Genomic DNA, 14,691 nt, shown 5'->3' with positions numbered 1-14,691 from the left:
TTTCAACCTCCCCTTCGCGAATAGTCCCTCTTTACTTTTCAACTTTTAACGTTTGTAAGTATGCATTTAATGCATCAATTTGATCATCCGTTAAGTTGCCATATTTGCCAGTCATTTTGTTTCCTGGCTTCATATTTTCAGGATCTTTCAGCCATTTTTTTAAGTTTTCTTCATTGTTTTCGGCAATACCGGCAACCATATCGCGATCCGCAAAGTTTGCTAAGTTTGGTGCAATACGAGCGGAAGGTGGTCTACTATCATTAGATCCAACTGCGTGACAACCAATACAGCTTTTATTAAATATTTCTTGGCCCTCTTGCGCCTTTGTTGAAGCTACTTCTTTCTTCCCATCAATCTTCTTCATATCAGCAAGCCATTTTTTGTACTCGCTTTCATCTAAAGCTTTCACTTTAAATTGCATTAAAGAATGTGATGGGCCGCAAAATTCTGTACAAAAACCATTATAAGTGCCCGACTTATCTGCCTTTAACCACATTTTGTTCACATTGTCTGTATTTGTATCCATTTTCCCTGCTAAAGATGGAACCCAAAATGAGTGTTTAATATCGGCACCCTTCAAATTTAAATACACTTTCTTACCTGTGGGGATGACCAAATCTTGCGAAGTTACTATCTTTTCTGATTTATAAGAAAATTCCCACCAATAAAGATTCGCTGTTACATCAACAACGATAGTATCTTTATCAATATTCTTTTTCTCCATCGCACTTACATCAGCAAGTTTGAATGTATATGTAACTGTTGGAACAGCTAAGATTAGTAAAAGAATAATCGGAATAACTGTCCATATAATTTCTAGCTTGTGATTCCCTTCAACTTGCTCTGGAATATAATCTTCCTGACCTCTCTTTTGTCGGAAACGCACAATTACATATAAGAAAATAATAGTAACTACTAGTACTACTCCTACCATGATTGCACTTGCCAGTAGAAGTAAATCATATTGCATTTTTGCTACTTCTCCTTGCGGAATTAAAGTAGATTGAAAGGCTTTACCGCATCCCCCTAACAGTAAAGCCAGCAGTGAAACGAACGAAAGCAGTCGCCACTGTTTCTTCATACAAACAACCCCCACTTTCCTTGTGAATTAGATTGTACTTTATAGTTAAGTAAAGTAAATCTCAACGTAAAGAAATCCAATTATGTCGTTGTCTTAGAAGAATGTAACTACAATCATTGATACAAATAAGATTGTTAAATAATTTAGGGAATAAACAAACATTTGCACGGACCATTTGATGTCATCTTTCTTACGGAAGCCATAAAATCCTAAAACGATCCATCCGATGTTAAGCAGTGTTGCAATTACCATAAATGTTATCCCTAGTCCACTCATATAAAATGGTAGTGGTAATAAACATACTGTCCAAATCATAATTTGGCGTTTCGTAATTTCAAATCCATGAACTACAGGAAGCATTGGAATTCCTGCATTTCGATATTCATCAACACGTTTCATTGCTAATGCAAGGAAATGTGGGATTTGCCAAATAAACATAATTAAAAATAACATCCAAGCAATTGGATGGCCTAAAGATGGATCGATTGCTGCCCATCCAATTAAAGGAGGAACTGCACCAGATATACTCCCTACAACAGTATTTAGTGTATACTTTCTCTTTGTCCATAAACTATATAGAACAACATATGTGAAAGCACCAATAAATCCCATTAAGACTGCCATTGGTGTTGTTAATAATAAAAATACAAAACCAAGAAGTAATATGACTAGTCCAAATGTAAGTGCAAATCCTGGTTTATACTTTCCAGTAACCGTTGGACGGGTCTTTGTTCTTTCCATTAATGGATCGATGTCTCGATCAATGTAGTTGTTTAAACAACATACCCCTGCCATAACTAATCCAGAACCAACGATTGTAAAGAATAACTTATCCAGATTGTCCATTACACTTAATCCATTAAAGTGTAATGCCAACCAAAATCCTGTAAATACAGTAAGTGTATTTGAGTTTACAATCCCCATTTTAACGAGTGCTTTTAAATCTTGTAACCGAGTTGTTTCCGGTACACTTGTAACAGCGGACTCATCATGCAGCTCACTTGTTGCATGGTTCATCACTCTAACCCCCTCTTAAAACTTTCATCTTTCTTTTTGCGCATATTTCAAATGAAATAATTCGCTTCTATATAGCAATATTATTACAGTAGAAACATTGTTAACCCATTCTACTACTAATCTACGCCCATACTCCAATATATTAAATCATATTTCCCGAACATTTTGTGAAGAAAACATGAACTTTTTGTGTCGAATATAAAAAACTTCATTCTGACTTGTCCTTATCATAACATGATGTTACCTTCTATAATAAACTATTTTGTCCTATTTAACACGTATTCTCCCCATTTCTTTTCAAAATAGCCTATTTTTCACCCAAAATTTTCCTTGCGAACCCTGTTTTTACACCTATTTTCTCTCCCTTTCCTTCCCCCTCCATTTCTTTGCTATTTTATTATTTTTTATATATCATAGGAACTAGCGCGTTTTATTCTATACATAATGGAATGAAAATATTTCGCAATAACTTCATAGCAGAAAGATGGTGAAAGAGATTGCAACGCTTTATTAAATGGTTAGCAGTCATTACAAGCCTTGATTTATTAATAGTTTTATTAGGAGGCGCTTTAGTTACAAAAACAGGTTCTGGTCAAGGTTGTGGTAAATCATGGCCACTTTGTAACGGTGAATTTGTTCCATCTAATTTATCAATGGAAACTATTATTGAACTTAGCCACCGATTAACATCAGGATCAGCTGGAATTCTTGTCACTCTACTTTGTATTTTGTCCTGGAAATATTATAAACATGTGCGTGAAACAAAAACGTTAGCAATTTTATCCTTCGTATTTTTAGTTGCACAAGCATTAATGGGAGCAGCAGCAGTTGTTTGGGGACAAATGCCAGCTGTACTTGCTATCCATTTCGGTATTTCCTTAATTTCATTTGCTTCTGTCATCTTATTAACGTGTCTTATCTTTGAAATTGACCAAAAATTTGATGCACGTTCACTTATTATGGACAAAAAAATGAAATTTCATATTTATGGTGTAACAATTTACAGTTATATCGTCGTCTACACAGGTGCTTTAGTACGTCACGAACGAGCTAGCTTAGCCTGTCCAGACTTTCCTTTATGTAGCAAAAACAGACCTATGCCAACTCAACTACATGAATGGGTTCAAATGGGCCATAGAGTTGCAGCGATGTTAATTTTCGCCTGGATACTATACGCGATGATTCTCGCTATTCGCCATTACAAGCAGCAACCTGTAGTATATTGGGGATGGATTATTTCATTTATCCTTGTTACACTTCAAGCTGTAGTAGGAGTTTTAGTTGTATTTACAAACGCTAGTTTAGCGATGGCATTGTTACATTCTCTATTCATTTCTTGCTTGTTTGCCGTACTATGCTATTTAGTTATGCTAGGAACAAGAAGTAAAGTGAATGCAAAAGAAGCCAAATCAACTTCTAAACAAACAAAATAATTTAAAACTAAAATCCCTTGCCAATTCGGCAAGGGATTTTTTGCAATAAAAAAGAGCTGTATTTACACAGCTCTTTTTTATTTTAGTGATCTAATTCAATAAGTAAATCACCCGTTTGAATTGCATCACCATCGTTAACATATACTTTCTTCACTTTACCATTGAACGGCGCTTGAACTGTCGTTTCCATTTTCATCGCTTCTGTAATTGCCATAGAATCGCCTTTTTTCACTTCGTCGCCTTCTTTTACAACTACTTTAATTACCGTTCCTGGCATCGTTGCACTAATATGATTTGGATTCTCACGGTTTCCTTTCACACGTTGTGCAACTGTTGCTTTTACACTCTCGTCTTTCACGATAATTTCACGTGGTTGACCGTTAAATTCCAAGTAAAGAACACGGTTTCCATCCGGCTGAGGTTCTCCAATTGATACTAGTTTAACCATCAATGTTTTACCCTGTTCAATTTCTACATCAATTTCTTCACCTAGTCTCATACCATAGAAGAACGTCGGTGTATCAAGTACAGATACATTTCCATAAAGCTCAGCAACTTTTTCATAATCCATAAATACTTTTGGATATAAAGCATATGCTACTACATCAAAAATCGTTACTTCGCGTCCAAGTTTATGGAATAATTCTTCTTTTAACGCTTCGAAATCTACTGGCTCTAGTAATTCACCTGGTCTTACTGTTAATGGCTCTTTCCCTTTTAAAATAATCTTTTGTAATTCTTTCGGGAAACCACCGTACGGTTGACCTAAATCACCAGAGAACATTTCAACAACAGACCCTGGGAAGTCCATCGCATGTCCACGCTCTAAAACATCTTGTTCTGTCAGATGGTTTTGAACCATAAATAATGCCATATCACCAACAACTTTTGATGATGGTGTTACTTTTACAATATCTCCAAACATGTCATTCACACGGCGGTACATTACTTTCACTTCATCGAAGCGATCTCCTAAACCAACCGCCTTCGCTTGTTGCTGAAGATTACTATACTGCCCACCCGGCATTTCATGCATATATACCTCTGTATGAGGGGCATTCATACCACTTTCAAACGGTGCATAGTATTTGCGTACATCTTCCCAATAGTGAGATAGTTTTTCTAAAGAATCTATATTAACATCTGGTTGTCTTTCGTTTCCGCCTAACGCATAGTATAGCGTGTTCGCACTTGGTTGTGACGTTTGACCAGCCATAGAACTCACTGCTACATCGACGATATCAACACCTGCTTCAATTGCCTTCGTATACGTTAATATACCATTTCCACTCGTATCGTGCGTGTGCAGATGAATTGGAATCGACACTGTCTCTTTTAATGCAGAAACTAAATCATATGCTGCATTTGGTTTTAGTAAGCCCGCCATATCTTTAATACCTAAAATGTGAGCTCCTGATGCTTCTAACTCTTTTGCTAAATTTTTATAATAATTTAAATCATATTTACTACGCAGTGGATCATGAATATCCCCTGTGTAGCACATTGTTGCTTCTGCAATTTTACCAGTGTCTCGTACAGCGTCAATTGCAACTCTCATGCCTTCCACCCAGTTTAAACTATCAAAAATACGGAATACATCAATGCCTGCTTGAGCAGAACATTCCACAAATTTTTGAATTAAATTATCTGGATAGTTTTTGTATCCAACTGCGTTTGAAGAACGAAGTAACATTTGGAATAACACGTTCGGCATTTTTTCACGAAGATCTAGTAATCGTTCCCATGGATCTTCTTTTAAGAAACGATACGCAACGTCAAACGTTGCACCGCCCCACATTTCCGCTGAGAATAGGTTCGGTAACATTCTCGCTGTTGGCTCCGCAATTTGATGTAAATCTTTTGTACGAATACGAGTTGCAAGTAATGACTGGTGTGCATCACGGAATGTTGTATCCGTTAAAAGTACACGTTTTTGATCCTGTACCCATTTTACTAATCCGTCCGCTCCACGCTCGTCCAAAATTTGTTTCGTTCCATTTTGGATTGGCTCTGAATGTTTTAAACATGGAATACGAGCATCTGGGAATATTGGTTTTTCTTTTTTCCCTACTCCTGGGAAACCATTTACTGTTACTGTACCAATGTAATTTAACATTTTCGTTCCACGGTCTTTACGTTTCGGGAACAAGAACAATTCAGGTGACGCATCGATAAATGAAGTATCATATTCTCCTGATAAGAAGTTTTTATGCTTTACTACATTCTCTAGGAATGGAATATTTGTTTTAATACCACGAATACGGAATTCTTTTAAGTTACGTTCCATTTTTGCAGCAGCTTGCTCAAAAGTAAGTGCCCAAGTTGTAACTTTTACAAGTAAAGAATCGTAGTACGGTGTAATAACTGCACCTTGGAAGCTATTCCCTGTATCAAGACGCACACCAAAACCACCACCTGATCGATACGCCATAATTTTTCCTGTATCCGGCATAAAATTATTTAGCGGATCTTCAGTTGTTACACGAGATTGAATTGCAAATCCATGTACAACTACTTCCTCTTGCTTCGGAACACCTACCATTTTGCTATGTAATGAATGTCCATCCGCTATTAAAATTTGTGATTGAACAATATCTACTCCCGTAATCATTTCTGTAATCGTATGTTCTACTTGAACACGTGGATTTACTTCAATAAAGTAAAACTCATCATCTTTTACAAGGAATTCTACTGTTCCTGCATTTAAATAGTTTACATTTTTCGTTAACTTCACAGCAGCATCACAAATACGCTGACGCAGATCATCTGAAAGTGATACACTCGGTGCAATTTCTACAACTTTTTGATGACGACGTTGTACAGAACAGTCACGCTCGTATAAATGAACAACATTGCCTTCTTCATCTGCTAAAATTTGTACTTCTATATGTTTAGGTTTTTCAACGAATTTTTCGACGTAAACTTCATCATTACCAAAAGCTGCTTTCGCTTCTGATTTCGCTCGATTATATGATTCTCCTAATTCCTCACTAGTACGCACAATACGCATACCACGACCGCCACCCCCAAGGGATGCTTTAATAATAATCGGGTAATCATACTTTTCAGCAAATTTTTCGACTTCTTCTAATGAATTTACTGGACCATCACTACCAGGTATAACTGGAATTTGTGCTAGCTGCGCTTGTGTTCTTGCTTTCACTTTATCTCCAAACATATCTAAATGCTTACTTTTCGGACCGATAAAGATAATTCCTTCTTCTTCACAACGTTTAGCGAATTGAATATTTTCTGATAAGAAACCATATCCAGGGTGGATTGCATCTACATGATTACTTTTTGCAATCTCAATAATGCCTTCAATATCTAGATAAGCATCAATTGGTTTTTTTCCTTCCCCAACTAAATAGGACTCATCGGCTTTATAGCGATGATAAGAACCACTATCCTCTTTAGAATAGATTGCAACTGTTTTTAATCCAAGTTCCGAACAAGCTCGAAACACACGAATTGCAATCTCTCCACGGTTAGCTACCAATACTTTTTGAATACGTTGCAGCTTTGTCATGATTTTCCCCCTCTACTTTCCTACCACTCTAGAGATAAAATATATACACACCTTAAAAAGCGTGAAGTTCTTCACTTTCCACATTATATTATACTTAGAAAGCTTCACTTTATTTTTATCCATCATACCTTATTTTCTAACAAATGATAAGTTTTCTGTGCAATTTGTTTCACAAAAATAGTATAGCATACCTCTTCCTTTTCTAACAACTTAATTGTATATCACATTTAACTTAATGTGATATATCTTTTAACTGAAAGAGAAATTAGTACATCATATTTAAAACTACTTAAAAATAAAAAACACATCATGCTCTAAAGCACAATGTGTTTTTATTTTACAACTACAAGATGTGGTCCATTTTGTTCTCTTTCTTTCATTACACCATTCTGTTGTTTCTCTTGTCGTTTCACGTGACTAGCAATATTAAGTAGTATTCCCATTGCAAGTAGATTAGCTATTAAGGAACTTCCACCATAACTAATAAACGGTAAAGGCACTCCAGTAAGCGGTATTAATCCAGACATACCACCAACATTAACAAAAGTTTGTACTCCTATTAAACTTGCAATTCCGATTGCAATTAAACTTCCAAAAGGATCGTTACATTTTTGAGCAATCCTGAATGAACGAATAATAATAAGTAGCAAGCAAATTAAAATAATAGCTACACCAATAAAACCTAATTCTTCAGATATAATAGCCATAATAAAATCTGTTTGAGGTTCTGGTAAATAACCATATTTTTGCACACTATTTCCTAATCCTCGACCATTTAGCCCTCCTGAAGCAATTCCAATAAAAGAATTTACTAATTGGAATCCATCATTCTGAGGATCATTGAATGGATCAAGAAAAACTGAAAAACGTGCCTTTTGATATCCACTTAATTTATAATTAGCCAAAAAATATAGAGCTGGAATCCATACTATAGAAGTTAAAACAATTCGTTTAATCCATAAATTAATCCTTACTCCTGAACAAAGAAACATAATCCCTACTGTTCCTGCAATTAACAAATCGGTACCTAAATCATTTTGCTTTAAAATTAAAAACATTGCCATTCCAACAAAACCAAGTGTAAGTCCCGACCCTTTAAAAACAGGTGTATTTGTTTCTTGTCTCCTTGCAAAAAAGCGAGCTAATATAATAATAATCGATAATTTAACAAATTCAGCGGGCTGTATACCTAATATCCAACCTTTTGCACCATTTATTTCCTTACCAAAAATCAAGGCTGCTGCTAGTAAAGCAATACTCCCTAGCCCCATCGCCGATAAAATTATTCGTTTTCTCCAAAACTTATAAGGTAACGAAGCTACAATTACTAACAATACCGTTCCAATAGCTAAAGTTATTAATTGTTTTTTAAAAAAGTAATTTGCCGGCCAGTTATGCCTCGAAATCGCAACAATGGAACTAGAACTATATACCATTATTACTCCCAGCACACATAAGATAACAAGAGGAAGTAATAATGAATAATCCATTGATTTCCATACTTTTTTCATTTCATTTCCTCTTTCTGTTTCAATTTAATTATTGTTGTATTCCATATGTACATTGATTCTTCCTGCTTTATTATACAAATAAAAAGCTCAAACTAATTTAGTTTGAGCCCCCTTATTTGAACCCGTTATTGTTGTTTGTTTGTAAATGCTTCATGAAGTGCAGATAACTCACGTTCGAGCTCACCTAACATTGCTTTCCCTTGTTCTTCTGCAATAAGACCAAGGCGAACCGCAAAATCGACCTCGCGGGATAGTCCAAACATTTGTGTGTCTAACACTTCTTCATATAATGGACATTGCGGCATTGTAAGATGGTCCATTTGCACCTTAATAAGTCTTAAAATCTTCTCTGCATCCGCTTGTAGAAGGGCTAGTGCCTTTTCCTGATGATTTGCTACTGTCTCAGACGCCAAATTGATTCCCTCCGTTTCCGTCCTACTCTCCTCTATCCTATCTATTAATATTAGCGATAGTTTTAATAAATTGCAATAGAAACATTTTTTGTGACAACAGTGTCTAATACTATTATACTGAAAAGTGGGAGTATAACACAAATGGGGGAACAACAATGAGCGAAATTTTATTTATTAACGGAAAAGTACGTTTTCCAATCACTATTGATCCAACTGTTTGGATCTTTGATGATCGAAAAGTAGATTTGACAACTTACTTTGATGAAACTAGAGAAAACACGTCTGAACTAGAAACTTATTTAAAAAACACTTCAGAACATTGGGATCGCGAAATCCGTGATGGTGCCGCTTTTCCTCCAATACAACAAAGTGTGAAGAAATATAAAAAAGAACAGCTGATTACTGGAACATTTGGTATACCATTTCATCCATTTCTTGCTAACGCTGAAATTTTAGAGGACGCTACGCAAGTTGAAATTGAAACGGTAGATCATACAATGACACTTCCATTAGAAACTGTCAAAAATGCTATACTAGGCTTTTCAAAAGAAGGAAAACCATTAAAAGAAGACGGACCTGTTCATCTCTATTTCAATGATGGATCTAATCAACAAAATCCAATCCGTAACATCCGTAAATTTACAATTATTTAAAGAAAAGGAGTGAGCTTAAGCTCACTCCTTTTTACAATAAATCTGCTGCTAGTTGAGCTAAATTAGATCGCTCACCTTTAACAAACTTCACATGACCACTAATACGCTGTTCTTTAAACTTCTCTACAACATATGTTAAGCCATTATTATATTCATCTAAATATGGGTGATCAATTTGCTGAGGATCTCCCATCAATACAATCTTACTCTTTTCCCCTACCCTAGTTAATATCGTTTTCACTTCATGCTTTGTTAAATTTTGTGCTTCGTCAATGATAATGAACTGATCTGGAATACTTCTCCCGCGTATATAAGTAAGGGCTTCTACTTCAATCGAACCCATTCCAGCTAAAATAGCATCTAACTCTCCTGGCTTTTTCGTATTAAATAAATACTCTAGGTTATCAAAAATTGGCTGCATCCATGGTCTTAACTTTTCTTCTTTTTCTCCTGGTAAATAACCGATATCTTTTCCGACTGGAACAATTGGTCTTGCCACAAGTAATTTTTTATATAACCCTAAGTCTTCTGTTTGCATAAGTCCCGAAGCTAACGCAAGTAACGTTTTTCCTGTGCCGGCTTTCCCCGTTAACGTTACAAGCGGAATATCTTCACGAAGCAACAATTCTAATCCCATAATTTGCTGCACATTTCGTGGTCGTATCCCCCATACTTGTTCATTGTGAAAAATAAGTTTCTTTACCTTCTTACCTAAGTGATCCACAATGCCAAGAGCAGAACTAGAGCCCCCTAATGCATCTTTCATCACTACAAACTGATTTGGGTAAAAAGGATGATTCGCAATTTCAGATAGAGGCAATTCACCTTTCTCATAAAAATAATCCAATTGTTCTTTTGATATATATCCTTCTAAAAAACCAGAATATATATTTTCTACTTCAATTACGCGATCACTTAAATAATCTTCAGCCTTCAAACCAATTGCATCAGCTTTTACCCTTACGAGTACATCTTTACTTACTAAAATAACAGACTTCCCGTCCTCTTTTTCCTGTTCTTCTAAAGATAGATTTTTTGCTACAGCTAAAATTCGATTATCATTTGTTTTTTCTACAAAAATATCTTGTAGTTGAACAAATGAACGATGGTTCAATTCAATACGAAATGTTCCGCCGTTTTCTAGCGGGATACTTTCATGCAGCTTTCCTATTTCACGAAATTTATCTATTAACTTAGATACATAACGAGCGTTTCGTCCTACTTCATCCATATAACGTTTTTTCGAATCAACCTCTTCTAATACAACTGCTGGAATCACTACTTCATTGGTTTCAAATGAAAAAATAGATAAAGGATCCTGCAAAAGTACATTCGTATCTAACACATAAATTTTATCCAACCTGTTACCCCCTGACTCCACTTTTAAATTTGTAGAACAAGGGTTTCATCCATACAATATGGACGAACCATTGTTATAATTATATGTACCGTGTAAACGAGGTAGAATCGAAAATCATAGTCATTAAACCTTTTATTTATTCTTTATTCATTTCTATTCAATATATTACTTTTTATTATAATTATTAACGTTAAATCACAATAACCGATTACAAAAGTGAATAAACGAATTTCCTATTTAGCATCTTTATAATTCTCTTATCCCTACTAACACTTCATTATCCAGCTTTTTCGCTGCCCGAAGATCATATGTTTTTTCATATGTTGGTTCAATTGCAAGTTTCGCTCCATAAAACATAACATCACGCACTTCTTGCACATTTACTTCTATTACAGTTAATTTTAGAGAAATACCTTCCATTCTATCTGTCAAAATTTCACCTGCACCACTTATAGAAAATACGGATTCATTCGCCATTATAGTCAATACCACACCTGTATTATGCCGTATATTTTCCACAATACGTGAACGTTGATCTACTGCAAATCGAATACTAGTTTTACTCACTGCATACACCCAAGAAATAGCACTTACGTTAGGAACTTGCTTTTCGAAATCTGTCGTTGCTATCATAACAATACACTCTTTACGCAACGTTTGTACTAAATCCTCTGTTAAGGTAGGCTCTACTACATTCGCCATATTTTCACCTCCAAACATACTTGGTATATCCTTATCATAACTTATTTTTTGAATTGCGAAAATATTATTTTTTCCCACTATTATTCAAAAACATTATACTTCCATGATATACTTATACTGATAGAATTCGTATTGAGGTGACGAAATGAGAGTCAAATGTATGATTTGTGATAAAAAAGATATGTTAGATGATGAAAATCCTATGGCAAAAAAACTGCGTAATCGCCCTATTCATACATATATGTGCATGGAATGTTCGGAACGAATTGCAGAGCGTACAATGGAACGTCATGCAAGTGGTAATTTCCGATTATATCGTGATAAAAAAATCGAAGATGATTGGTAAAATGTAAATAAGTCCTTACTCATATAGATAAGGACTTATTTATATTTTTCTGGTTCACGATTCATCTGATCCAAAAAACAATCAATGGCTTCTAACGGAAACCTTGCAGATTTCCGTTCTCCATTCATTTCATATGTAATTAAATACATTTCCTCGTTCTTTTCGACTTCCACATTTCTTAATTTATGTTCTTCATATATCATATTTTGAAATAACAAATATGTTTCTTTTGCAGCACTATCATCTGGGCGTGCTTCCGCAACTGTTTTAATTGTTAACCAATTATATAGTGCATCTTGTACTGAACGCATGAAAACTCCCCTTCCTTATCCTGCTTTTTGTTGTTTCGCTTGACGCAAACGCAATCTATAAATTCCAAGTACAATTGCCGCTACAACAAGTCCTTCTCCAACAGGTAAAAACACAGCAAAAAAGGTTAATACTGTGCATCCAATTGCTAATGATATGTATATCACAATATTTTTTAGTACAGACAACTTTCTAGCAAACCCTAAATTATAAACGAGAGCACTTAATATAATAATCGTCCCATAAAGTAACCACATTCCTAACTCTGGATTTTCATCTACCTTACACAATTTTGCAAAAAAAGACATCCTTTCTAACACACTCTTCCCCCCTAGCAGTAAAATGCAATTTTCTTTATACACTTAATACAAGAGTAACTCGCAAAAAAAATACTGTCCACAAAAATGAGTAAATATTCTAAAAAATAAACAAAATAAAAAAACAACGCCCTTTATAAAGGGCGTTGTTTTTTTATTTTTACGCTTCAACAGATTTCTTTTTCTTAGCAGCTCTTTCGCGCTCACTCTTATCAAGAATCTTTTTACGTAGACGAATTGATTCTGGAGTTACTTCACAGAACTCGTCATCGTTTAAGTACTCTAATGATTCTTCTAAAGTCATTAGGCGTGGTTTCTTCATTGTTGAAGTTTGATCTTTCGTCGCAGAACGAATGTTAGTTTGTTGTTTCATTTTCACAACGTTAACTGTTAAGTCGTTCTCACGAGTGTGTTCTCCTACAATCATACCAGCATATACTTCTGTACCTGGTTCAACGAAGATTACACCACGGTCTTCAACTTGCATAATACCGTATTGTGATGCTTTTCCTGTTTCAAGTGAAACTAGAACACCTTGACGACGTCCACCAACTTGTCCAGCGTGTACTGGTTGGTAGCAATCGAATGTATGGTTTAAAATACCGTAACCACGAGTTAATGTTAAGAATTCTGTTGTGTAACCAATTAAACCACGTGCTGGAACCATGAAAGTAAGGCGAACTTGACCGTTTCCGTTATTCACCATATCTAACATTTCACCTTTACGTGCACCCATAGATTCCATAATAGAACCAGTGTATTCTTCAGGTACATCGATTTGTACACGCTCTACAGGCTCACATCTTACGCCATCAACTTCTTTAATGATTACTTCTGGCTTAGATACTTGTAATTCATAACCTTCACGACGCATGTTTTCAATTAAGATAGATAAATGTAGTTCCCCACGTCCAGATACGATCCACGCATCAGGAGAATCTGTATTATCTACACGTAAACTTACATCTGTTTCTAATTGTGAACGAAGACGCTCTTCAATTTTACGAGATGTAATGTATTTACCTTCACGACCTGCAAATGGGCTGTTATTTACAAGGAACGTCATTTGTAGTGTTGGCTCATCAATACGTAATAATGGTAACGCATCTTGATGTTCAACTGGACATACTGTTTCACCTACGTTAATGTCTTCCATACCAGAAACGGCTACTAAGTCCCCTGCTTTTGCTTCTTCAATTTCTTGACGTTTTAATCCCATGTAACCGAATAATTTCGTTACGCGGAATTGCTTCACGCTTCCGTCTACTTTCATTAAAGCAACTTGTTGTCCAACCTTCATTGTACCGCGGAATACGCGACCAACTCCAATACGTCCAACGTAGTCGTTGTAATCAAGAAGTGCTACTTGGAATTGAAGTGGCTCTTCGCTGTTATCAATTGGTGCTGGAATATGTTCGATAATTGTATCGAATAATGATTTCATATTCTCTTCTTGATTTGCTGGGTTTGAATCTAAGCTTGCTGTTCCGTTCATTGCTGATGCAAATACAACTGGGAACTCTAATTGATCTTCGTTTGCACCAAGCTCAATGAATAAGTCGATTACTTCATCAACTACTTCATCTGGACGAGCGAAGTCACGGTCAATTTTGTTTACAACTACGATTGGAGTTAAGTTTTGCTCAAGAGCTTTCTTTAAAACAAATCGTGTTTGTGGCATACAACCTTCATATGCATCAACAACAAGTAAAACACCATCAACCATTTTCATGATACGTTCTACTTCTCCACCGAAGTCAGCGTGACCAGGTGTATCTAAAATGTTAATTCTTTTATCTTCATAGTGAATCGCTGTATTTTTCGCTAAAATTGTAATACCGCGTTCTCTTTCTAGATCATTTGAATCCATTGCGCGTTCTTCAACGTGTTCGTTCGCACGGAAAGTCCCCGCTTGACGTAATAACTGGTCAACAAGTGTTGTTTTACCATGGTCAACGTGGGCAATAATTGCTATATTACGTAAATCTTGTCGTTTTTTCAACATGTCCAACTCCTAATG

13 protein-coding genes are annotated in these 14,691 nt (G+C 35.6%); 3 read left to right on the top strand and 10 right to left on the bottom strand.

The window, feature by feature from the left end:
• Window positions 1-31: 31 nt before the first annotated feature.
• Both coxB and ctaB read right to left on the bottom strand, forming a co-directional pair.
• On the bottom strand, window positions 32-1,081 hold the full coding sequence (gene coxB / locus AU379_RS04625) for a cytochrome c oxidase subunit II (protein WP_000745276.1): 1,050 nt from the start codon (window positions 1,079-1,081) through the stop codon (window positions 32-34).
• Between the two features lie 93 nt (window positions 1,082-1,174).
• Window positions 1,175-2,098: a protoheme IX farnesyltransferase gene (gene ctaB / locus AU379_RS04620; protein WP_001015058.1), complete on the bottom strand. Its 924-nt coding sequence runs from the start codon at window positions 2,096-2,098 to the stop codon at window positions 1,175-1,177.
• A 497-nt stretch (window positions 2,099-2,595) separates the two neighbouring features.
• On the opposite strand from ctaB, the gene ctaA reads away from it, so the two are divergent.
• The gene (ctaA, locus tag AU379_RS04615; RefSeq protein ID WP_001188746.1) at window positions 2,596-3,531 is read left to right on the top strand and encodes a heme A synthase; all 936 of its coding nucleotides are present in this window, start codon (window positions 2,596-2,598) and stop codon (window positions 3,529-3,531) included.
• An 82-nt stretch (window positions 3,532-3,613) separates the two neighbouring features.
• On the opposite strand, the gene pyc is transcribed toward ctaA, so the two are convergent.
• The 3 genes from pyc to AU379_RS04600 all read right to left on the bottom strand — a co-directional run bounded on the left by pyc (window position 3,614) and on the right by AU379_RS04600 (window position 8,984).
• Complete coding sequence (gene pyc / locus AU379_RS04610; protein WP_000164087.1) at window positions 3,614-7,060, bottom strand: pyruvate carboxylase; 3,447 nt, start codon at window positions 7,058-7,060, stop codon at window positions 3,614-3,616.
• A gap of 332 nt (window positions 7,061-7,392) precedes the next feature.
• Window positions 7,393-8,571: an FtsW/RodA/SpoVE family cell cycle protein gene (locus AU379_RS04605; RefSeq protein WP_000758413.1), complete on the bottom strand. Its 1,179-nt coding sequence runs from the start codon at window positions 8,569-8,571 to the stop codon at window positions 7,393-7,395.
• 125 nt (window positions 8,572-8,696) lie between these two features.
• The gene (locus tag AU379_RS04600; protein ID WP_000135694.1) at window positions 8,697-8,984 is read right to left on the bottom strand and encodes a YlaN family protein; all 288 of its coding nucleotides are present in this window, start codon (window positions 8,982-8,984) and stop codon (window positions 8,697-8,699) included.
• A 155-nt stretch (window positions 8,985-9,139) separates the two neighbouring features.
• Here AU379_RS04600 and AU379_RS04595 point away from each other — a divergent pair, with 155 nt between their 5' ends.
• Window positions 9,140-9,637 (top strand): hypothetical protein, encoded by a 498-nt coding sequence (locus tag AU379_RS04595; RefSeq protein WP_001289809.1) that lies wholly within the window; start codon window positions 9,140-9,142, stop codon window positions 9,635-9,637.
• Between the two features lie 31 nt (window positions 9,638-9,668).
• Here the strand turns inward: AU379_RS04595 and AU379_RS04590 are convergent, their stop codons facing one another.
• Entirely contained in the window at window positions 9,669-10,997 is a 1,329-nt protein-coding gene (locus AU379_RS04590) for a PhoH family protein (protein ID WP_000358083.1), read from the bottom strand.
• Between the two features lie 246 nt (window positions 10,998-11,243).
• Window positions 11,244-11,699, bottom strand: coding sequence for a pyridoxamine 5'-phosphate oxidase family protein (locus AU379_RS04585; RefSeq protein ID WP_000024597.1), 456 nt, complete (start codon window positions 11,697-11,699; stop codon window positions 11,244-11,246).
• A 145-nt stretch (window positions 11,700-11,844) separates the two neighbouring features.
• On the opposite strand from AU379_RS04585, the gene AU379_RS04580 reads away from it, so the two are divergent.
• Window positions 11,845-12,045: a YlaI family protein gene (locus AU379_RS04580; protein WP_002082250.1), complete on the top strand. Its 201-nt coding sequence runs from the start codon at window positions 11,845-11,847 to the stop codon at window positions 12,043-12,045.
• 35 nt (window positions 12,046-12,080) lie between these two features.
• On the opposite strand, the gene AU379_RS04575 is transcribed toward AU379_RS04580, so the two are convergent.
• The 3 genes from AU379_RS04575 to typA all read right to left on the bottom strand — a co-directional run bounded on the left by AU379_RS04575 (window position 12,081) and on the right by typA (window position 14,676).
• Window positions 12,081-12,356 (bottom strand): hypothetical protein, encoded by a 276-nt coding sequence (locus tag AU379_RS04575; protein WP_001258147.1) that lies wholly within the window; start codon window positions 12,354-12,356, stop codon window positions 12,081-12,083.
• A gap of 15 nt (window positions 12,357-12,371) precedes the next feature.
• A complete protein-coding gene (locus AU379_RS04570) occupies window positions 12,372-12,674 on the bottom strand; it encodes a YlaH-like family protein (protein WP_000893662.1) in 303 nt (100 codons plus the stop codon).
• A 157-nt stretch (window positions 12,675-12,831) separates the two neighbouring features.
• The gene (gene typA / locus AU379_RS04565) at window positions 12,832-14,676 is read right to left on the bottom strand and encodes a translational GTPase TypA (protein WP_000914762.1); all 1,845 of its coding nucleotides are present in this window, start codon (window positions 14,674-14,676) and stop codon (window positions 12,832-12,834) included.
• Window positions 14,677-14,691: the final 15 nt, after the last annotated feature.

Source organism: Bacillus sp. JH7 (assembly GCF_001563515.1).
In the GTDB taxonomy this organism is placed as follows: Bacteria; Bacillota; Bacilli; order Bacillales; family Bacillaceae_G; genus Bacillus_A; species Bacillus_A cereus.
Note: the sequence above shows the minus strand (reverse complement) of the source record. Positions and strands in the feature narration are given on the sequence as shown.

Coding starts and splice junctions, on each gene's coding strand:
- coxB (WP_000745276.1), bottom strand. CDS start 1,081: ATGAAGAAACAGTGGCGACTGCTTTCGTTCGTTTCACTGCTGGCTTTA.
- ctaB (WP_001015058.1), bottom strand. CDS start 2,098: ATGAACCATGCAACAAGTGAGCTGCATGATGAGTCCGCTGTTACAAGT.
- pyc (WP_000164087.1), bottom strand. CDS start 7,060: ATGACAAAGCTGCAACGTATTCAAAAAGTATTGGTAGCTAACCGTGGA.
- AU379_RS04605 (WP_000758413.1), bottom strand. CDS start 8,571: ATGAAAAAAGTATGGAAATCAATGGATTATTCATTATTACTTCCTCTT.
- AU379_RS04595 (WP_001289809.1), top strand. CDS start 9,140: ATGAGCGAAATTTTATTTATTAACGGAAAAGTACGTTTTCCAATCACT.
- AU379_RS04585 (WP_000024597.1), bottom strand. CDS start 11,699: ATGGCGAATGTAGTAGAGCCTACCTTAACAGAGGATTTAGTACAAACG.
- AU379_RS04580 (WP_002082250.1), top strand. CDS start 11,845: ATGAGAGTCAAATGTATGATTTGTGATAAAAAAGATATGTTAGATGAT.
- AU379_RS04575 (WP_001258147.1), bottom strand. CDS start 12,356: ATGCGTTCAGTACAAGATGCACTATATAATTGGTTAACAATTAAAACA.
- typA (WP_000914762.1), bottom strand. CDS start 14,676: ATGTTGAAAAAACGACAAGATTTACGTAATATAGCAATTATTGCCCAC.